The sequence below is a fragment of the Nakamurella sp. PAMC28650 genome, from assembly GCF_014303395.1.
GTDB lineage: Bacteria > Actinomycetota > Actinomycetes > Mycobacteriales > Nakamurellaceae > Nakamurella.
Genome location: NZ_CP060298.1, coordinates 1364066 through 1384359, shown reverse-complemented (window position 1 = coordinate 1384359; position 20294 = coordinate 1364066). Strand labels below are relative to the sequence as shown.

The following is a 20294-nucleotide window of genomic DNA, read 5'->3' as shown; positions in this document are numbered from 1 at the left end:
CTCCTCGTCACTTCGTGGGGATGCTGCGGGCGGGGCGGTCCCGGCGCCGGAACACTCCGACGCCCGCTCGTGCACGGTAGTTCCACCGACCGGTCGGTTCCACCTGTCGAACGGTTCCATCCGACGACCAGTTCCACCTACCGACGGTTCCAGCTGTCGAACGATGTGGACAACTGCCGACGGTGACGGCCACAACTGGCACGATGGCGAGGGAACCACCTCGCGGTGCCGGTCGTCCGATCAGGGCTCGGCACGAGGTTCGTTCGACAGCACGACAACGGGGAGTGGTGGGAAATGTCGGAATATGCGCAGTATCCGTACGAGGCTCTGCAGTCGGTCGGCAGCAACCTGGCCAACATCTCGGATCAGATCGGGTCGAAGTCGAAGAACGCGTTCGAGATCCTCGGGCTCACCGCCGACCAGGACCGGATCAACGGGGCGCTCGGCCACTTCCGCAGCGAGTGGGAGGCCAGCGTGAAGAAACTGGGCGAGAACATCGGCGGCTTCGGCGAGAAGAGCACCCAGATCGGCGCCCTCGCCGCCCAGACCGACTCCGGTCTCGCGACTGCGATGAACCCGGGCGGCAGCGGGGCCGGACCGTCAGGCGGCGGGCCGTCGCAGTGACGCAGATCGGCGAGCTGGCCGGTGACCGGATCGAGCTCAATCCGGAGGTCCCCTTCCCACCTTTCCCGGTGTGGATGCGCGTCCCCGCCACCTGGTCCCGCCTGGACTCGAACCCGGGCACCTGGCGACGGTCGGCCGACGATCTGATCGACACGACCTTTCGCGGTTCACGTGTGCCGGCCAGGGAGCGCCGGGAGATCGTCGCGCTGCTGGAAGGCCTGGTCGCCGACTGCCAGCGGGCGGGCGCGGCGTTGAGCCTGATCACCGTCGGACGCCGCGCCGCGGGCGGTGCGGCCAGCTTCGGACTCCACCTGGCCTTCGCCAGCGACGGCCGGGTCGCCTCGCTCGGCCGGGTGCACGACATCCTGCCGCGCACGGGCGTCACCAGCGAGATCATCACCGGGGTAGGACCGGCGGTCATGCACCGCGACCGGATGACGATGGTGGTGCCCGGGACGGCCGAGATCGCCGCGCTGACCAGCATCCAGGTGTTCGTCCCGATCCCGGGCACCAGCTGGACCGTCATCCTTTCCACCGCGAGCGCCTACCCGGAGCTGACCGATCCGCTCGAGTCGCTGATTCGTGCTGCGGCCCAGAGCATCCGGACCACCGAGACCGATGACGCCGACACGCTCGCGGCCGGAACCGGGACCGGCCAGCTTGCCGACGACGGGCCCGAGGCGGTGGAGGGTGAATTCACCACGCCAGCCACCCCGGGCGGACCGGGGTTCGAGCGCGGTTTCGGAACCATGGTGCTGCGCCGCATCGAGCCTCCGGAGGCTTCCGCACCAGATCCCGGTCCCGGAACCGGTCCCGGAGCCGGTCCCGGGGCCGGTCCCGCCGGAGCCGGTCCCGCCGGGGACGATCCCGCCAAGGGCCGCCGGCGATGAGCCAGACCCGACCGAAGGTCATCCTGCAGGCCCATGCCACGAGGTCGCTCATCGCCCTCGCCCTGCTGCTCCACGCCCGGGACCGAGGTCCGCGCGACATGCGCAAGCCCATGAACACGCTGCTGGCCTCGCTCGTCGTGGCCGTCGTCATCGTGGTGGCGGTGGCCGTCGGTGGCCGGGTCGGAGCGATGATCGGCCATCAGTGACAGGCCGGCCCGCACCGGCCGCCCGAGCACTACGCGACTCGTGACCACGGGCACCGGCACCGGCACCGGCACATGGTCGACGCAGGCACGGCCACCCACAGGAGGCACACAGCCTCCGGCCACCCCCTCATCGGAATTGCGACCTACTCTCGAATTCGTGCACACATGGTTCAAGGACCGTCATCGGATCTTCGGACCCGTGCTGATCGGATGCGGGTTGCTGCTGGTGCCCTGGCTGCTCTACCTCTCGTTCAGGCTGCCGAACACCGCGCGCGCCCGCAACTGGTCGCTGATGTGGACCGGGGTCGACGTCGCCGAGGCGATCGGTCTGATCCTGACGGGCATCCTGCAGTGGCGGCGCAGCCCGCGTCGGGCCCTCCCGGCCGCGTTCACCTCCGCCCTGCTGGCCATCGACGCCTGGGTGGACGTCACCACGTCTGCACCGGGTCATGCCAAGGTCATGTCGATCGCCATGGCCGCCGGCGTGGAGGTACCCGCCGCGATCGCCTGTCTGGTGCTGGCCGTCTCGGCCTTCCCGGTCGCCGGTCGTGCCATCACCATCACCACGGCCGCGACCGGCGGTCCCACAACGGCCCCGGCAACGACAACCGGACCAGCCCCGGCCCTGGCAACTGATCCGGCACCCCCACTGGCGAAGCAGGTCCTGCCCGACACCGCACGCGTCGCGGTGACGGCTCATGACGGCCTGCGACGCCTCGGCCGGAGAACGCCCGCGTCCGACTGAATTCGGACGGCGATCGTCAACCCGGCAGCAACCGGGCATGGCGGCGCCGCCAGAAACCTCCACTTTGTCCCGGCAGCGGCCCGACTGCTGCAGGATGACGACATGATCGAAGTTTCGGCACTGTCCAAGACCTTCGGCCAGACCAAGGCCGTCGACCAACTGTCCTTCGTCGTCCGGCCCGGCATGGTGACCGGCTTCCTCGGACCCAACGGCGCCGGCAAGTCCACCACCATGCGGATGATCCTGGGGTTGGACAACCCGACCGCCGGCCAGGCGCTGATCGCCGGAAAGCGGTACGCGTCCCTGGTCAAGCCCCTGACCCAGGTCGGGGCGTTGCTGGACGCGAACTGGGTGCACCCCAACCGCTCCGCGCGCTCGCATCTTCGGTGGATGGCGGCGTCCAACGGCCTCTCGAGGAAGCGGGTCGACGAGGTCCTGGAGACCGTCGGCCTGACTTCGGTGGCCACCAAGTCGGTCGGCAAGTTCTCGCTCGGGATGAAACAGCGCCTCGGCCTGGCCGGGGCGATCCTCGGCGACCCGGAGGTACTGCTCTTCGACGAGCCGGTCAACGGACTGGATCCGGAGGGCATCCTCTGGATTCGGCAGTTCATGCAGAGTCTGGCCGCGGCCGGTCGCACCGTCTTCGTGTCATCCCACCTGCTGTCCGAGATGGCGGTGACGGCACAGCATCTCATCGTCATCGGCCGTGGCCGCCTGATCGCCGACGCGAGTACCGCCGACTTCATCCAGCAGTCCACCGAAGCCACCGTCCGGGTGCGCTCGCCGCAACTCCCCCAGCTCACAGACCTGCTGGTGCGCAACAACATCCGAATCACCACCGATGGGCCGGCACTCACGGTGCACAACGCGCCGATCGAGCAGGTGGGTGACATCGCCGCTGCCGCCGGCATCACCCTGCACGAGCTGGCCGGGGTGCAGGGCTCGTTGGAGGAAGCGTTCATGCAGCTCACCGGTGATTCGGTGGAGTACGGCGGACACGGATTCACCGTCGGCCGGGACCCGATGCTGCCGGCCGGCGCGCCACCGCCGTCACCCCATCCATCACCACCCCCGCCGTTGCCGGTGCCACCTGCACGGCAGCCGATGCCCGGCGGATCCGCGCCGAACCCGTACGCCGAAGGGAAGTGACCCGATGAGCCTGATCACCGTCGAACGCATCAAACTGTTCTCGACCAAGTCGCCCTACTGGTGCGTCGCAGCCAGCGTCGCGGCGTCGCTGCTCATCGCGTTGGCCATCGGTCTGGGTGACCGCGGGCGCCAGGCCATTCCGTACTTCGCACTGCGCGGCGTCGGGCTCGGGCTCGACATCTTCATGGTGATGGCGACCCTCGCCGTCACCACGGAGTACCGCTTCTCGACGCTGCGCAGCACGTTCCTGGCCGTGCCGAAGCGGACCAACGTCCTGCTCGCCAAGACGCTGCTGCTGGCCGCCGTCGGCGCGGTCGTCGGATTCGTCTGCGCGATGGCGGCCTTCTTCCTGGCCAAGGCACTGGCCAAGGAGCCGCCACTGCCGTTCGTCCTGCAGGGCGAGGCCTGGCGGGAGGTCGCGGGCTACGCGGCGCTGTTCGCCATCGCCGCCGTCATCGCGGTATCGGTCGGCACCCTGCTCCGTCAGTCCGCGGGTGCCATCACCCTGCTGCTGCTCTGGCCGCTGCTGGTGGAATCGCTGTTCACGCTGATCCCGACGGTCGGGCCGAAGGTCGCTCCGTGGTTGCCGTTCACGGCCGGCAACGAGTTCGTCACCCCGACCTTCGACGTCGCCGGCATCCGGGACGTGGTGAAGACCTCCGGGCCGAGCCCGATCCAGGGGCTACTGGTCTTCCTGGCCACCGCCGTCGTCCTCTGGCTGATCGCCGCCTTCGTGCTCAACAGGCGGGACGCCTGACCAGTCGGGCCCGGCGCCGCCGATGGGTCACCACCCCGCCGACCAACGTCAGCAGGACCAGCGCCGCGACGGCGGCCAGGAACGGCCACGATCCCGGTGTGGCGCCGTAGGCGCCGACCGTCACGTACGCGGTCGTGGCCGGGATCATGCCCAGTGCCGTTCCGGCGACGAAGTCACGCAGGCGCACCACGGTCAGCCCGGCCAGGTAGTTCACGGCGGTGAACGGGACGACCGGGATCAGCCGGGCCGTCAGGATGGCCAGGAATCCGCGGCGGCCCAGCAGGTCGTCGAAACGATCGACCCTCGTTCCGACCAGCCGGCGCACCGTTTCCCGGCCCAGCGCCCGGCCGATCCAGAACCCCACGACGGCACCGACGTTCGCCCCGACCAGGACCACCGCCAGCCCGACGGGCACGCCGAACAGTGCACCCGAGGCAAGGGTCAGCACCGTCTTCGGCAGGGGCGACAGGGTGGCAGCGGCGTAGATCCCGGCGAACACCACACCGGCCCACCATCCCCTCTGCGCCAGGTCGGCCCGCAGAGCCGCGACGTCGGGCAGTCCGACGGTCAGGGCGAGGACCACCATCGCTCCGACCAGCAGCAACAGACCGACCGCCTGCCAGATCAACCGTCTGCTGATCGTCGGTACCGAGGTCGCACTCGTTCCGGGCGGCATCGGTCCATCTTCCCAGAGCCGCTGATTGGCGTTTCGACCGGCGAGCGCCCTACCCTCGCGGACATGCAGGACTCGCGGATCCGAACCGCCACGCCGAATGACGGTCTGCCCGCGCACTTTCGACGAGTCGTCAGCTTCCACCCCCGCGGCGGCCGGCTGAACGACGTCCAGCGACGGGCCTGGACCGAACATGCAGACGACTGGTACCTCGATCCTGAGTCGTTCGGCGCAGCGAATCCATTCGACGCGGACCAGGTCTTCGGACGCCCGGCCCCTCTGGTGATCGAGATCGGCTCCGGCATGGGCGAGTCGACCGCCGCCATGGGGCTGGCGCGGCCCGAAGTGAATCTGATGGCCGTCGAGGTGTACAAACCCGGTGTGGCCCAGACGTTTCACCACCTGGCCCGCACCGGGACCACGAACGTCCGGGTGATGCGGGGCGACGGGGTCCAGATCCTGACGGACCTCATCGCACCGGGCAGCCTCGACGAGGCGTGGCTCTTCTTCCCCGATCCCTGGCCGAAGACGAAGCATCTCAAGCGCCGCCTGGTGACGCCTGCGTTCGCCGAACTGGTGGCCTCCAGACTCCGCCGCGGCGGAACGTTCCGCCTGGCCACCGACTGGGCGCCCTACGCAGAGCAGATGCTCGCGGTGTGCACCACGACCAAGGGCCTCCGCAATGCCCACCCCGGCTGGGCCGCCCGACCCGAGTTCCGCCCGCGTACGCGTTTCGAGCGGCGCGGCCTGGCGGCGGGGCGGGAGATCTTCGACGTGGAGTTCACCCGCCGCTAGGGAACGTCGCGACTACTTCCAGACCTTCAGCATCTCGGTGGCCGCATCGCCGAGCACGTTCTGCAGACGCGGGCCGAAGCTGATCCGGCCGACACCCGACGGCGCGTAGTCCGCGAGGCTCTCCTTCTCGGGGAACGCGATGGCGTTGACCGGCAGCGGAAGGGCCGCGGCCAGCCCGGCCCAGGTCGCCGCATCGTGGCCACCCACGGGGTACAGCACGTCCGCTCCGGCGTCTGCGCACAGCTTCAGCCGGGCGACCGCCCGCTCGACGCGGTCGGAAGCGTCACCGATCTGCTTGACGAACAGGTCGGTGCGGGCATTGATCACCAGGTGCACCCCGGCGGCGTCGGAAGCGGCGCGCAGTGCGCCGACCAGGTCCGCGTGCTCCTGGGCGTCGCGCAGCCGGCCGCCCTCGCTGTGCACGGTGTCCTCGATGTTGAAACCGACCGCCCCGACGGAGATCAGCCCCTCGACCAGACGCTGCGGCGTGGCGCCGTAGCCGGACTCGATGTCGACCGAGACCGGGAGGTCGACGGCTGCGGTGATCTGGGCGACCCTGGTCAGCAGTTCGTCGAAGGTCAGGCCCTCGTTGTCCGGTTTGCCGATCGAGTTGGCCGCCGGGTGGCTCCCTACCGTCAGACCCGAGAACCCGGCGCTCTCCGCCAGCCTGGCCGACCACGCATCCCAGATGGTGGGCAGCACGACCGGGCGGCCCGGTTGATGCAGACCGAGGAACGTGGTGGCCCTGGACGACAACGACTCGGACATCGGAGGTTTTCTCCTGGCTCGTGTTTGACGGTGAATCCTCGGGGAGCCGAATGATGTTGAGCCCCTCGAGGGGTCACCGGGGAAAAGGGTGATCCCCCGGCAGATCAGACGAAGGCGCTCTTGCCGGTGATCGACCGGCCGACGATCAGCGCGTTCATCTGGGCCGTGCCTTCGTAGGAATACAGCGCCTCCGCGTCGGCGAAGAACCGGACGGCGTCACGGTCCAGCAGAATCCCGTTGCCGCCCATCAACTCTCGTGCCCAGGCGGCGGTCTCGCGCAGCCGGGTGGTGGAGTACCACTTGGCCAGCGCCGCCTGCTCGTCGCGGAAGATACCCTCCTGCTGGAGCTGGGCCACCCTGACCGCCATCCCGAGCGACGCGGTGATGTTGCCGAGCATTCGCGCCAGCAGGTCCTGGATCAGCTGGAAGTGCCCGATCGGCTTGCCGAACTGGATGCGTTCCTTGGCGTAGGCCACCGCCGCCTCGTAGGCACCGATCTGGCAACCGACCGCCGACCAGGTGACGCCACCGCGGGTGGTGCGCAACACCCTGCTGGTGTCACGGAAGGAGTTGGCCTCCGCCAGCCGGTTGTCCTCGCTCACCCGGCAGTCGGACAGCAGGATGTCGGCATTCTGCACGGTCCGCAGCGACAGCTTCCGCTCGATCTTGGTCGCGACGAAACCCGGGGTGCCCTTCTCCACGACGAACCCCTTGACCTGGTCGTCGGCCTCGTCCCTGGCCCAGATGATCGTCAGATCCGAGAACGTCGCATTTCCGATCCAGCGCTTCGCACCGTTGAGCACCCAGTGGTCGCCGTCGCGGCGTGCGGTGGTGCGCATGCCACCGGACACGTCGGAGCCGCCGTCCGGCTCGGTCAGCCCGAATGCTCCGATCAGTTCCATCCGCTGCATCGCCGGTAGCCACCGGTCCTTCTGCTCCTGGGACCCGCACTGGAAGATGCTGCCCATCGCCAGACCGTTGTGCACACCGTAGAAGGTGGCGATCGACGGGTCGATGCGAGAGATCTCCAGACCGAGCCACCCGGTCAGCAGCTGCCCGACCGGCGGTTTTCCGTCCAACCCGTACGGCAGCCCGACGATGCCCACCTTCGACATCGGCTCGATGATCTGGAAGGGGAACTCGGCCTTGGCCCAGCATTCCTCGGCGATCGGCGCGACGTGCTCGGCGAGAAAACTGCGGGTCGCCGTGATCAGCTCCCACTCGGCGGGGGTCAGCATCGATTCGTAGCCGAACAGATCACCCGGGAGGAGAGGCATCTGGAGGATATCGTCTGCAACAGTCATGCCCACCACGGTAATCATGGCGGCGTCCCGGCGGCGTCATCGCAGTTCAGCCATGCTGCCGACCCAGGATTCGACGTCGTCGGCCGTCCGCGGAATGGCGCCGGACAGGTTCCGGCAGCCGTCCTGCGTGACCAGGATGTCGTCCTCGATCCGGACGCCGATGCCGCGGTACTCGGGCGGCACGGTCAGATCGTCGTCGCGGAAGTACAGCCCTGGTTCGATGGTGAAGACCATGCCCGGCACCAGGACCCCGTCGGCATAGTGCTCATGACGCGCCTGCGCGCAGTCGTGCACGTCCAGCCCGAGGTGATGGCTCGTCCCGTGCACCATGTACCGGCGGTGCTGTTGCTGGTCCGGCTCGAGCGCCTGCGCGGCGGGCACCGGCAGCAGACCCCAATCCTCCAGGCGGGCGGCGATGACCTCCATCGCGGCCTGGTGGATCTCGTGGAATCGGATACCGGGCCGGACGATCGCCACCGCAGCATCCGCGGCATCCAGGACGGCCTGGTAGATCTGCCGTTGCACCTGCGAGAAGATCCCGGAAACCGGCAGGGTGCGGGTGATGTCGGCGGTGTAGCAGCTGTCCATCTCCATACCGGCGTCCACCAGCAGGAGGTCGCCGGGTTCGACGGGACCGTCGTTGCGCCACCAGTGCAGGACGCAGGCGTGCCCGCCGGAGGCGACCACCGACCCGTAGCCGACGCCGTTGCCCTCGACCCTGGCCCGGTTGCCGAACGCACCTTCGATGACCCGCTCACCCCGCGGGTGCTTCTGCGCATCGGGGAGGGCGCGGACGACGTCGTCGAAGCCGGCGGACGTGGCGTCGACGGCCTTCTGCAGTTCGGCGATCTCGAAGTCGTCCTTGACCAGCCGGAGTTCGGACAGGGCCCGGTCCAGCTCGGCGCTCGCGCCGACCTGGAGATCGCCCTCCCCTGGTGCCGACAGATCGCCGAGATCGGCGGTGTCGATGAGGAACTGGGCTGCCAGCTCCGCGAGCGCGGGCTGCGGCCCGATCCAGAACTCGCCCCGACCGTGGTCGGTGAACATCGCAGGGGAGCCCGGCCCGGCCGGCGGCGGCAGATGGAGGGTGGCCGCGTGGCCGCCCTCCCGGGGCGTCAGGACCAGGACCGAACCCGGCACCGCACCGAACCCCCAGCCCGTCAGGTGGACGAACGCCGAATGAGCCCGGAACTCGTACTCGACGTCATTGGAGCGGATCGCCTCCTCACCGGCCGGGATGAACAGGCGGCGGCCGGGGAACGACGCCGAGAGGGCCTGGCGCCGGACCGCGGCGTACGCCGCAACCGGCGCCGCGGCGGGTATCTCGCCGGAGGGCTCGGCCCATCCGGAACCCATGTACTCGGCGAACTCCGCGGTCGTCGGCAGGGTGGACTTCCGCGGCGCTGCTGTCGGTTCGGTCATCTCGTGGTTCCTCCCGTCTGGCGTCGTCCCATCTTCGCACCGCCGGGAGCCATTCCTGCTCCCGCGGCAGGCCCCGGGGGACCGCTCCGGAGCCGGGGCGTTGCGCTGCAACAGGTCCAGCGATTCCGTCCTCGGCCATCTCCTGATTCCAGCTCCCGCTTCCGCTCCCGACGCTGGTCCGCTGCCGACGGCTCAAGTGGTGACGAACGGCCGGAGGCCGACCCCGGCCCCGGCGAGCGCGGACCTGACGGCGACGGCGATCTGCACGGCGCCCGGTGAGTCGCCGTGTACGCAGACCGAATCGGCCTGTGCCGCCACCCGCTCTCCGGTGATCGCACGGATCTCGCCGTTCTGCACCAGTGCCACCACCCGGTCGGCGATCTCGGACGGATCGTGCAGCACCGCCCCCGGCTCCCGGCGGGAGACGAGGTTGCCGTCGGCGGTATAGGCGCGATCGGCGAACGCCTCCCGGACCGGTGTGAGGCCCGCTTCCTCGGCCAGCCGCAGGAACAGCGACCCCGGGAGACCGACGACCGGCAGCGTCGGGTCGTAGGCGAGGACCGCGGCGACGACGGCTGCCGCCTGGAGGGGGTGCGTGACGATCGTGTTGTACAGGGCACCATGGGGTTTCACGTAGCGGACGCGACCGCCGACACTGCGGGAAAGGCCGTCCAGGGCCCCGATCTGGTAGATGATCTCGGCCGTCAGGTCGGCCACTTCCATGTCGACGAAGCGCCGGCCGAAGCCGGCCAGGTCCCGATAGCCGACCTGCGCGCCAATCACCACGCCGCGTTCCACTGCGGCCTTCGCCGTGCGGCGCAACGTCAACGGGTCCCCCGCATGGAATCCGCAGGCGACGTTGGCGCTCGTCACCACGTCGAGCATGGCCTCGTCGTCGCCGAGCACCCACCGGCCGAAACTCTCACCCAGATCGGCGTTGAGATCCACCGTCGTCATGCCTGGCCGAGCACCTGCCGTTGCCGCCCCAGGCGCTCGATCTCCAGCTCCATCACGTCGCCGGCCTCCAGGAACGGGAATCTGCCGGAGAGCGCAACACCCTGCGGCGTGCCGGTGTTCACCAGGTCACCCGGATCCAGCACGAGCACCTGGCTGAGCTGGTAGACGATCTCCGCGACATCGAAGATCATGTCTCGCGTGTTGGAGTCCTGCCGCGGCTCGCCGTTGACCCAGGACTGCAGGCGCAGACCCTGCGGGTCCCCGACCTCGTCCACGGTGACCAGGTAGGGCCCGAGCGGATTGAAGGTCTCGCAGCTCTTGCCCTTGGACCACTGGCCGCCGCTGGTCTCCAACTGGAAGGCACGCTCCGAGACGTCGTTCGACAAGACGTACCCCGCAACGCATTCCAGTGCGGCTTCCCGGGACGGCAGGTAGCGGGCGGTCTTCCCGATGACGACGCCCAGCTCCACCTCCCAGTCGGTCTTGGCCGAGCCGCGCGGGATCAACACCTCGTCGTCGGGGCCGATCACGGTATTGGGCGACTTGTAGAACAGGATCGGCACGGTCGGCGGCGCGGAGCCGGACTCCGCGGCGTGTGCGGCGTAGTTCATCCCGATGCAGAGCACGGCCCCCGGCCTGGCGATGGGCGGACCGATCCGCTTGCCGGAGAGGTCGATGCCCGGCAGATCACCTGCGGCGGCGACCAATCGCTCGAGTCCACCGCCCGCGAAGAAAGCGCCGTCGAAGTCGGCAGTCACCGACGACACGTCGAAGGTGTGCCCGCCACCGTCCATCACCACCGGGATTTCCGCACCGACCGGGCCGACCCGCAGCAACTTCATGACGACGACCGTTTCTCGGCAACCCTGTTCATGGCCAGGACGCTACAAGTGGCCGCGCCGGCCGGATACCCGGGGGTCACCCGCGTCCGGCGGCGCAGCGGCCCCCCGCACGTCGGAAACACCCCGGCGCAAAGGAAACTGTCGCTTCACCCCGGCGTTCGGAGTACTTCTGAGGGTTTCCGACCCGCGGACTCCGGATCGGGACGCCGGATCAGGACGCCGGATCAGGACGTCAGCCGACCTGGGCGGCGACCAGGCCGGCCAGCGCGCCGACGTAGATCTCGAGACTGAAGTGTAGGTCCGCAGCCGGATCGGAGTCCTCGAGACCGTCGAGCACGTCGGCCAGCGCGGGAAAGGATTCCCAACGGCCGGTGAGCCGGCGGGCGGGGTCCTGACCGGAGCCCTTCGGAGCCGCCAGGGTCGCGCCCTGGGTCCGGGCCAGCACGAACCCGTAGACCAGGTTGATCAGCGAGTTGTAGACGTAGACGCGCTTCGCCACCTCGAGGCCGGACTCGGACAGGATCTGCAGGACGGACTCGATCAGCATCAGCGCCGAGATCTCCGAGGCCTCGATCTGCAGTGGGTCGAGCTCCTGCGCCGCCAGCACCGAGATCATCGCAGGGTTCTCCACCCCGGCGCGGAAGATGTCGTCGAGCAGGGTCACCAGGCGCTGGTTCCACGGCAGTGCCGGATCGGCCGGACGCAGCGAGGCCAGGGACCGATCCGCCATCAGGATCAGCAGTGCACGCTTGTTGGGAACGTGGTGGTAGAGCGACATGGCTTCGACGCCGAGTTCCTGGGCGAGCTTGCGCATCGAGACGCCGGCCAGACCTTCGTGGCGGGCCAGCCCCAGGGCGGACTCGACGATTCGATCCCTGGTCAACGGGATCCGGTCCGAGCTCATGTGAAGCCTTTCGCTCGCGGCCACACCACTGAGCCGGGTAGTTCCGCGGGTGGGTCCCCCTTCATGGGCGACCCGTTGGGCTCCACTCGCCTACCGTACGACGCGCACGCTTGCCTTACATCGCAAGATCGACACCGTAAGGTGTGTGGCGAATGAGCGGCATCACGCGCATTGGGGTAATAACCCCACCTCGATCACAGAGATCGGTGACAACGCACACTTTTGCATCAAGATATCGTCAAGATCTTGGAGGGTTGGTTGACGGTCCGTCCAGTCAGGTCAAAGCTGGGGCGGGTGCCCGCGACCCCGCCCGACCATGGCCAGGGAATGACTGCCCTCGACCTCGACCTACCCGAGCGGTTCTCCTACCGCGTGAAGCGCAGGCTCCTGGGCCAGCCGCTGACCAACGATCAGCTCAAACACGAGCGTCTGTCGAAATTCCTGGCGCTGGGGGTCCTCGCTCCGGACTGCATCTCCTCCTCCGCCTACGGCACCGAGCAGATCCTGCTCGCCCTGCTGCCGTATGCGGCCCTCGGTGCGTTCGTGCTGGTGCTGCCGATCACCGGCGTCGTGATCGCGATCCTGGTCCTGCTGACCATCTCCTACCGGCAGGTCGTCTCCGTCTACACGAAGGCCGGCGGGTCCTACGTCGTGGCGCGGGAGAACTTCGGACCACGCGTGGCGCAGATCGCCGCTGTCGCGCTGATGATCGACTACGTGGTGACGGTGGCCGTCCAGACGGCGGCTGGCACGGTCGCCGTGGTTTCGGCCATCCCGGCCCTGGGCCACGGCCACACACCCACCTACATCAGTGTCGGTGTCATCCTGCTGCTGTGCTGGGGCAACCTGCGGGGCATCAAGGAGGCTGGCAAGGCCTTCGCGATCCCGACGTATCTGTTCGCCTTCGTGGCCGGCACCATGATCACCGTCGGGATCATCCGCGAGCTGATGGGCAACCTGCCCCAGTTCGACCCCACGCACAACCCCGACATCCTGATCGGCCACGCGAACGGCTTCGTCATGGGCGCGACCGTACTGGTCCTACTCCGGGCCTTCGCCAACGGCGGTTCCTCGCTGACCGGTCTCGAGGCGATCAGCAACGGTGTCGGCGCCTTCAGGTCCCCCGAAGGCGTCAACGCCAAGAAGGCCATGCTGATCATGGCGTGCACTCTCGGTTTCCTGGTCTCGGGTGTGTCGTTGCTGGCCCACTTCACCCACGCCAGCCCCTACAACGCTGGCTTTCCATCGGTCATCAGCCAGGAGACACGGCTGGTCTTCGGCCACGGCACCTTCGGCAACATCTTCTTCGTCCTCATGCAGACGGCCACCGCGCTCATCCTGTACACCGGGGCCAACACCAGCTTCAACGGCTTCCCCTTCCTGGCCAGCTTTGTCGCCGAGGACGCCTTCCTGCCCCGTCAGCTCCGCAAGCGCGGGCACCGACTGGTGTTCTCGAACGCCATCATCGTGCTCGCAGCGGTCGCGTTGGTGCTGATCATCGTGACCGGCAGCAAGCTCGACGCGCTCGTCCCGCTGTACGCCATCGGCGTCTTCACCGGCTTCACCATGGCCGGCTTCGGGATGGCGAAGCACTTCAAACGGGGGCAGGGCAAGGGCTGGCGGCGTAAGGTTGCGGTGAACGTAGCGGCCGGCACCACCTCGCTGATCGTGGTGCTGATCTTCGCCGTCGTGAAGTTCACCGAAGGTGCCTGGGTGGTGGTCATCCTCTTCCCGGTGATGGTGTTCGCCTTGATCCGCCTCAACCGTGAGTACCGGACCGAAGCCGAAATCCTGCGCAGCCTCGACTCGGACAAGCTCAGCGCCGGGACCAAGTTCTCGCACCACACCGTGCTGGTGTTCGTCGACGTGCTCGACCTGGCCTCGATCGAAGCCCTGCGCTACGGGCAGAGCCTGCGTCCCAGCAGCCTGCGGGCCGTGCACTTCGTGCTGGACAGCCTGCACGCCGAGCGCCTGCAGGCCCGTTGGGAGGCAACGGCCGAGATCGTCCCGCTGGAACTGATCGACTGCCCCGACCGGCGGCTGGGCCGCGCCGCGCTCGAGACCATCGCCCGAGAGGCGCTGCCCCGCACCGAGGTCACCGTGCTGCTACCGCGGCGGAGCTACGCCAGCGTGCTCGGCCGATTGCTCCACGACCGCACCGCGGACCGGATCGCCCGGCTGATCAGCCGGGTGCCGAACGCCACGGCCACCATCATCCCGTACGACACCAGCGCAAAAATTGCTGCGGTGGAGCGTCATCGACTGCACGACGAGGCCCGTCTGGAGCAGGCCCTGTTGGACGAGGCCGCGCTGCACCGCTCTCCGGACGGCGAGCACTGGGACGAGACGCAGCGCCGTGTGGTGCGCAATGGCCCTGGACACGCCGCGGCGGTGGACCCGCCCGACAAGGTGCTGGCCGGCCGCCCGAATGGCGCAACCCGGAACGCGATCCTGAAATATGCCGCGCCGGAGCCGCCACAGGACGCCCGGCCGATCTGCAACCTGGTCTCCGGGGATGCCTGCGACGTCCAGGGCCGGGTACGCACGGTCCAGGTCAAGGCACTGGGTGGCAGTCCCACCTTCATCTGCGAGATCGCCGATTCCACCGGCACCCTCACCGTCCAGTTCTACGGGCGGCGGCACGTCGCCGGGATCGCCCCCGGCCGGATGCTGCGGGTCCAGGGACGGTCGCTGCGCCGTGACAACGGGTACGTCATCGCCAACCCGGACTACCAACTGCTGTCCTCCTGACGATCGGTCCCTCCCGGCGGGTCGACCCTTCGCGGATCGGCCCCGCGAGAAATCGGCTCGTCAGGAAACCGTAAAGACATTGTTTGAATCGCTTCGCGCCGGTAACGGTGGCGGGACACCAATGGTGAATCTCATCACTGACAGGGCGGTGACCCACGGGGGCAAGGAAGCAGATTCAGCTCCTTTCCCCGTGGTGACATCACCGGGACGCTGCGACGCCGAACCTCCCCCTGTCCCAAACCTTCTCCACCACAGGCACTTCGGGTCAACGCACAGGAAACTCCGGCAAATCCGACATCAGCTCGCCGGGTCGAGCCGGTTCGTCCAACAAATTGCGGCCGTGATCCACCGGCCATTTGATGAGGATCAGTTCCAGCCCGGTATCGTCGATTCGATGGCACAATGCCGGACGTGGACACGCTCAGGGCAACCCGGACTTTCGGGGCTTGGGCGAACCTGGATCTGCGGAAATTGAACACCCGCGAACGTGTTGCGGGGATCACGGTGGGTATTCTCGCCCTCGCCGCGGCCGGCGCCCTTGCCTTCGAGGTCTACCGCCGGTTCGGTGCCCCGCGCAACGAGTACGACCTGCGCATCTACTACAGCGCGCTGAACTTCTGGCACGGCGGCAACGACCTCTATGCCTTCAGTCAGAAGGACCCGGTGAACGGCCTGCTCGGCTTCACCTACCCCCCGGTCGCCGCGATCCTGATGTCGCCGATGACGGCCTTGTCGATCCGCCCGGTGGTCGTGATCACCAGCCTGGCCATCCTCGGTGCCACCGTCGGCCTTGTCCTGCTCTCGCTGCGGGAGCGCGTCCTGCTACGTCGTCCGCAGATGGTGCTGGCCACCGGATTCGCCGTCGCGGCAGCCTTCTGCCTGCAGCCGATCAGCCAGACTGCCGCCTACGGCCAGGTCAACACCTTCCTGGCGCTGCTGGTGATGTTCGACATCTTCGTGCTCTCCCGGCGCGGCAGCCGGTGGGCCGGGATCGGGATCGGCCTCGCGATGGCGATCAAGCTGACACCCGCCGTCTTCCTTCTCTACCTGGTGCTGTCGAAGCAGTGGCGCATGCTGCGGGTGTCGGTGGCGACGGCAGCGGCCGCGACCGTTGTGGCCGGCGTCGTCGCACCGGTCGCCACCTGGCGTTACTTCACGTCGGCGCTCTGGGACTCCAGTCGGGTGGGCGTCCTGGACAACACCGCCAACCAGTCGCTCAACGGCACCCTGGCCCGGTTCAGCGGGGCTTTTCCCCCGGACAAGATCCTCTGGGCGCTCGGCGTGGTGATCGTCGTCGTCATCGCATCGGTGCGGATCCACCGCGCGGTGGCCGCCGGCGACACCCTGCTCGCGGTGACGGTGACCGGCCTGCTCGGCGTCCTGGTCAGCCCCGTCAGCTGGCTGCACCACGCCGTCTGGATCGTGCCGGCGATGGTGGTGCTGTTCGGCCGCCTCGTCACCACCCTGCCCAGGCACCGATTCCGCCCGGCCGACGGCGGCACGAAACTGCACCCCGAGGACAGCAGGGCCACCCGCCGCTGGATCGGTACCGCCGTGTTCACCGCGGTCGGACTGGTGATCTTCATGGTCAACACCCGCAACATGTTCGACCTGCCCGACACCGGGTACGCGGACCTGACGCTCTGGTCCAGGCTGGCCGGCAGCGTGCAGGCCATCTGGATGCTGGCCGCCGTGATGTTGCTGCCGACCCGGACCGCCGCCGACGCGCGGCGACTGGAACAGCGCATCTCCGGCTCACCGGTACGGGCCCGGGTAGGCTCCTGACCCGTGCGTCCAGCCCGCCGTGTCTGGATCATCAGCCTCAGCGCACTGGTCCTGTACCTGCTGGACTCGTTGATCAGGCACGCGCGGTTCAACACCGGCTACGACCTGACGATCTTCGATCAGGCCATCGACGACTACGCCCACCTCCGCGCGCCGGACGTGCTGATCAAGTCGCAGCAGCCGTTCAACATCCTCGGCGACCACTTCCACCCGATCCTGGTGCTGCTCGCCCCGTTCTACCGACTGTGGCCCGACGCCAGGCTGCTGCTCATCGCCCAGGCGCTGCTCGTCGCCATCGGCGTGCACGTCGTCAGCCGACTCGCCGTCCGGCGCCTCGGTGGTCTCGGCTACTTCGTCGGGGCTGCGTTCGCGCTCGGCTGGGGAATCCTGCAGGCCGTCGACTTCGACTTCCACGAGATCGCCTTCGCGGTACCGCTGCTGGCACTGGCCCTGGAGGCGCTGCTGGCCGGTCGGTACACCCGCGTGGTCGTCTGCGCCGGGCTGCTGGTGCTGGTCAAGGAGGACTCACCGCTGCTGGTCATCGGCATCGCGCTGGTCCTGGCCGTGCAGCGGAAGTACCGTCAGGCCGCCTTGCTGGGGGCCTTCGGCCTGATCAGCTTCGGACTGATCGTCTTCGTGGTCATCCCCCACTTCAGCTACTCGCACACCTACACCTACTTCGCCTACGCCGGGCGTTCTGGGGGCATCGGCGGCCTGGTGGGCAGTGCCTTCGGCACCGTCTTCTCACTGCGCGGCCTGACGTTTCTCGGTGCGTTGGCACTGACCTCCGGCCTCGGGTTGCGCTCGCCGCTGATCCTGGCGCTGCTCCCGACCCTCGGCGCGCGGCTCGTCTCGAACAACTACGCCTACACCGGCTTTCTCTACCACTACAACGCCACCCTGATGGTGATCTGCTTCGCCGCCCTGGTCGACGGCATCTCCCGGCAACGTGCCGGCGCGGACCGCGCCCGGGGATGGTTGCGCTGGCAGACGGTCCTGCTGGCGGGGGTCGTCGCGGTCGGTGTGGCCAGGTCCCCGACCGTGCCGAGCATCGCTGCGGTCGTCACCGACTGCCCCCGCTGCACGTCCGCCGCCGTCGCCGTCGCCGACATCCCGGACGGTGCCAGGGTGGCTGCCGACGTCTTCCTGATGCCTCATCTGGTCGACCGCGCCCAGGTGATGCAGGCCTATCCCGGTTTCGTGGACTCGACGGGGCTGCCGCTGCGGGCCGACTGGGTCATCCTGGATCTGGACAGCACGTCCTACACACCGGGCTGGAGTCGCACGCTGCTGGACTCGTTGCTGGCCTCCGGCCGGTTCACGACCTTCGCCCATCCCGGTCGCTACGTGGTGCTCGAGGCCCGTCCCTGACGGTCAGCAGCCGTCGCTGTCGGGTTTCGGCGCGGTGTCGGACGGCAGACCCACCACGGCCCTGATCACCAGTAGGTACACGTCGGCGTTGAAGTCCGGTGAATAGGACGTTGAGTCGGTGCAGCCACCCTGGTGGAGACCGCCGATGATCCCGACCACCGCCGGCTCCGCCGCCGTGGAGTCGGCGATCCACGGCGCGCCGCTGGTGCCGGTGAAGTAGCCCGCGCAGCCGAAGCTGGCGAAGCCCTGGTCGACCTGCAACGCCGCCGTGCAGCTGATCGGCGCATCGTGCGCCCCGTTCACGTAGGCGGGCACCGTGACCGCGACGCTGTTGCCGAGCGCGATCCCGATCCCGTTTCCGCCCACCAGGTCGTTGACCGCGACGTGCTGACCCTGCACCACGTTGTCCTGGACCTGCAGGATCGCGTAGTCGTGCTGCGGGTCCTCCGAGTTCACCCAGGAGGCCGGGACCCACGAGCGGGTGACCGTCCAGATGCCGTAGGGGGCGGCCTGCGCCTTCGTGCCGTCGTAGCCCGGGATGAACTGGATCCCCACCGGCTTGCCGGACAGGCAGTGCGCCGCCGTCAGCAGCAGGCCGCGGCCGACCGAGAGGACGCTGGCCGTGCAGCTGTGCCCGGAGGAGAGACCGTTGGTGAACAACGGGCCCACCGTCGGGTTCGCCGGTGCGCTCAGCGCCTCCTGCGCGCTGCCCACCGAGACCGCGGACCCAGCCGCCCCGGCGGACAGAGCAGATCCGACCGCGGCCGACGGCGTGTCCGCTACCGCGATGCCGCCCGGTTCGAGGATCGCCACTATCGTGACCGCCAGACCCAACGCGAGACCCATCACCGTGCGAACGGGACGTCGCGAGCCCGGCCGCTGCCGTTTGCTCACGTTATTCATTACTCCTGCGTATCACCCACATATGACGAGGGGCAACGATGACGGCGTCACTCACAGGGCCCGCACAGCACGCACAGTGGCAACACAGCACGCACAGTGACGCATTCCACACGCTCCCGCAACACCGCTCCCGCGGTGGCAGCGGAGCGCAACGGGTGGTCGTCCCAGGCGTCCTGGGTCTTGTGTCCGTCGTACCGCAAATGAAATGAAGAGGGGCAGCGCGCATGTCGCTGACTGGATCGCTGCTCGCCTGGACCATCTGGATCGTGGCCATCGCACTGTTCGTCTGGGTGATCATCGACTGGGCCAGATTCGCCGGGCCCGGTTGGCTCTCGGTGCTGCGTCGGATCGGATACCAGTCCGCAGTCGTGATCAGCCTGCTGCTGGCGGTGGGCATCACCTTGAACTCCCAGTACGGGTGGTACGCCAACTGGGGTGATCTGGGCAGCATCTTCAGCACCGCCAACCCCGGGACCGTGGTCGCCTCCGGCGCGAGCGCGACCGACGCGACCGGTCCTGGCGGCAGTTCGGCTGGTTTCGGTTCGACCCCCGGCCACGACGTGGTGCCGTTGGCCACCGTCCCGGCGCTGGGCAAGCTCGGCCTGAGCAGCGGACGCGGCCCGGCCGACGGCACCATCAAGTCCTTTCGCATCCCCGGCAAGGTCAGCGGGGTGAAGAGCTATGTGGACGTGTGGTTCCCCGCCTCGTACACCGACCCGAAGATGGCCACCCACCGCTACCCGGTGATCGAGGCCTTCCACGGCGTACCCGGCACGCCGCGACAGCTCTGGTACAACATGCATCTCGGCACCTCGGTGGCAGAGCAGGTGGCCGCCGGCAAGATCGCCGATTCGATCGTGGTGATGCCCGACTGGGCGCCCGGCCAGATCGACACGGAGTGCGTGGACGGCGGAGCCGGCCAGCTGCAGATGGAGCAGTGGCTGACCCAGGACGTGACGACCTGGGTCGACCACCATCTGCGGGTGGTGAACGATCGGAGTTCGTGGGCGACCTTCGGGCTGAGCGCCGGTGCCTGGTGCGCCTCGATGCTCACGATGTTGCATCCGAGCATCTACTCGGCCGCGATCAGCCTCGGCGGCTACTTCCAGCCGGGCTTCGAGGCGCCGTACGTGCCCTTCAAACCGGGCAGTCCGGCGTTCTCGCACTACGACCTCCTCAAGCTGGCCAAGGACAACCCCCCGAAGGTGGCGCTGTGGGTCCAGACGTCCAAGGGCGACCCACTGTCCTACGGCACCGCCCAGCAGTTGTTGAGCACCACCAGACCCCCGATGTCGGTGACCGCCGACGTGCTGCCCAATGCCGGCCATCGGGTCAGCGTCTGGATACCCCTGATCCCGCAGACGTTGCAGTGGTTGGGCGCCACCGTGCCCGGGTTCAGACCGGGCACGGTCCCGTTGGCCGCCGGCCGCAAGTAGGCCGGCGCACCA

At 68.5% G+C, this 20294-nt stretch carries 19 protein-coding genes; 11 read left to right on the top strand and 8 right to left on the bottom strand.

The window, feature by feature from the left end; genetic code table 11:
• The first annotated feature begins 294 nt into the window (after positions 1-294).
• The 6 genes from H7F38_RS06215 (at position 295) to H7F38_RS06190 (ending at position 4371) form a co-directional block, all read left to right on the top strand.
• Complete coding sequence (locus tag H7F38_RS06215; RefSeq protein WP_187093320.1) at positions 295-624, top strand: hypothetical protein; 330 nt, start codon at positions 295-297, stop codon at positions 622-624.
• Positions 621-1514, top strand: a complete 894-nt coding sequence (locus H7F38_RS06210; protein ID WP_187093319.1) for a hypothetical protein — start codon at positions 621-623, stop codon at positions 1512-1514. Before H7F38_RS06215 ends, H7F38_RS06210 begins: the two co-directional genes overlap by 4 nt.
• Entirely contained in the window at positions 1511-1720 is a 210-nt protein-coding gene (locus H7F38_RS06205; protein WP_187093318.1) for a hypothetical protein, read from the top strand. Before H7F38_RS06210 ends, H7F38_RS06205 begins: the two co-directional genes overlap by 4 nt.
• Before the next feature lie 157 nt (positions 1721-1877).
• Positions 1878-2465 (top strand): hypothetical protein, encoded by a 588-nt coding sequence (locus H7F38_RS06200; RefSeq protein WP_187093317.1) that lies wholly within the window; start codon positions 1878-1880, stop codon positions 2463-2465.
• A 102-nt stretch (positions 2466-2567) separates the two neighbouring features.
• Positions 2568-3614 carry an ABC transporter ATP-binding protein gene (locus H7F38_RS06195; RefSeq protein ID WP_187093316.1) on the top strand — a complete coding sequence of 349 codons (1047 nt, stop codon included), beginning with the start codon at positions 2568-2570 and terminating at the stop codon, positions 3612-3614.
• Positions 3615-3618: 4 nt separating this feature from the next.
• Complete coding sequence (locus tag H7F38_RS06190) at positions 3619-4371, top strand: hypothetical protein (RefSeq protein WP_187093315.1); 753 nt, start codon at positions 3619-3621, stop codon at positions 4369-4371.
• Here the strand turns inward: H7F38_RS06190 and H7F38_RS06185 are convergent.
• A complete protein-coding gene (locus H7F38_RS06185) occupies positions 4352-5047 on the bottom strand; it encodes a TVP38/TMEM64 family protein (protein WP_187093314.1) in 696 nt (231 codons plus the stop codon). The genes H7F38_RS06190 and H7F38_RS06185 overlap by 20 nt on opposite strands.
• A gap of 63 nt (positions 5048-5110) precedes the next feature.
• Here H7F38_RS06185 and trmB point away from each other — a divergent pair, with 63 nt between their 5' ends.
• Positions 5111-5839 (top strand): tRNA (guanosine(46)-N7)-methyltransferase TrmB, encoded by a 729-nt coding sequence (gene trmB, locus H7F38_RS06180; RefSeq protein ID WP_187093313.1) that lies wholly within the window; start codon positions 5111-5113, stop codon positions 5837-5839.
• Positions 5840-5851: 12 nt separating this feature from the next.
• Here the strand turns inward: trmB and H7F38_RS06175 are convergent, their stop codons facing one another.
• From H7F38_RS06175 to H7F38_RS06150, 6 genes are all read right to left on the bottom strand, one after another.
• Positions 5852-6607 (bottom strand): isocitrate lyase/phosphoenolpyruvate mutase family protein, encoded by a 756-nt coding sequence (locus H7F38_RS06175; RefSeq protein ID WP_187093312.1) that lies wholly within the window; start codon positions 6605-6607, stop codon positions 5852-5854.
• A 104-nt stretch (positions 6608-6711) separates the two neighbouring features.
• Positions 6712-7884, bottom strand: a complete 1173-nt coding sequence (locus tag H7F38_RS06170; RefSeq protein WP_222618488.1) for an acyl-CoA dehydrogenase family protein — start codon at positions 7882-7884, stop codon at positions 6712-6714.
• Between the two features lie 63 nt (positions 7885-7947).
• A complete protein-coding gene (locus tag H7F38_RS06165; RefSeq protein ID WP_187093310.1) occupies positions 7948-9333 on the bottom strand; it encodes an aminopeptidase P family protein in 1386 nt (461 codons plus the stop codon).
• Positions 9334-9525: 192 nt separating this feature from the next.
• Positions 9526-10290, bottom strand: a complete 765-nt coding sequence (locus H7F38_RS06160; protein WP_187093309.1) for a LamB/YcsF family protein — start codon at positions 10288-10290, stop codon at positions 9526-9528.
• The gene (locus H7F38_RS06155; protein ID WP_187093308.1) at positions 10287-11132 is read right to left on the bottom strand and encodes a fumarylacetoacetate hydrolase family protein; all 846 of its coding nucleotides are present in this window, start codon (positions 11130-11132) and stop codon (positions 10287-10289) included. The genes H7F38_RS06160 and H7F38_RS06155 overlap by 4 nt, the downstream gene beginning before the upstream one ends.
• A 232-nt stretch (positions 11133-11364) precedes the next feature.
• Positions 11365-12036: a TetR/AcrR family transcriptional regulator gene (locus H7F38_RS06150; protein WP_187093307.1), complete on the bottom strand. Its 672-nt coding sequence runs from the start codon at positions 12034-12036 to the stop codon at positions 11365-11367.
• Positions 12037-12363: 327 nt separating this feature from the next.
• Between H7F38_RS06150 and H7F38_RS06145 the strand changes: the two genes are divergently transcribed.
• The 3 genes from H7F38_RS06145 to H7F38_RS06135 all read left to right on the top strand — a co-directional run bounded on the left by H7F38_RS06145 (position 12364) and on the right by H7F38_RS06135 (position 17943).
• Complete coding sequence (locus H7F38_RS06145) at positions 12364-14787, top strand: amino acid permease (protein ID WP_187093306.1); 2424 nt, start codon at positions 12364-12366, stop codon at positions 14785-14787.
• Between the two features lie 411 nt (positions 14788-15198).
• A complete protein-coding gene (locus tag H7F38_RS06140; RefSeq protein WP_187093305.1) occupies positions 15199-16572 on the top strand; it encodes a glycosyltransferase 87 family protein in 1374 nt (457 codons plus the stop codon).
• Between the two features lie 3 nt (positions 16573-16575).
• On the top strand, positions 16576-17943 hold the full coding sequence (locus H7F38_RS06135) for a DUF2079 domain-containing protein (RefSeq protein ID WP_187093304.1): 1368 nt from the start codon (positions 16576-16578) through the stop codon (positions 17941-17943).
• Between the two features lie 3 nt (positions 17944-17946).
• On the opposite strand, the gene H7F38_RS06130 is transcribed toward H7F38_RS06135, so the two are convergent.
• Complete coding sequence (locus tag H7F38_RS06130; protein WP_187093303.1) at positions 17947-18837, bottom strand: serine protease; 891 nt, start codon at positions 18835-18837, stop codon at positions 17947-17949.
• A 233-nt stretch (positions 18838-19070) separates the two neighbouring features.
• On the opposite strand from H7F38_RS06130, the gene H7F38_RS06125 reads away from it, so the two are divergent.
• Positions 19071-20282: an esterase family protein gene (locus tag H7F38_RS06125; protein WP_187093302.1), complete on the top strand. Its 1212-nt coding sequence runs from the start codon at positions 19071-19073 to the stop codon at positions 20280-20282.
• Positions 20283-20294: the final 12 nt, after the last annotated feature.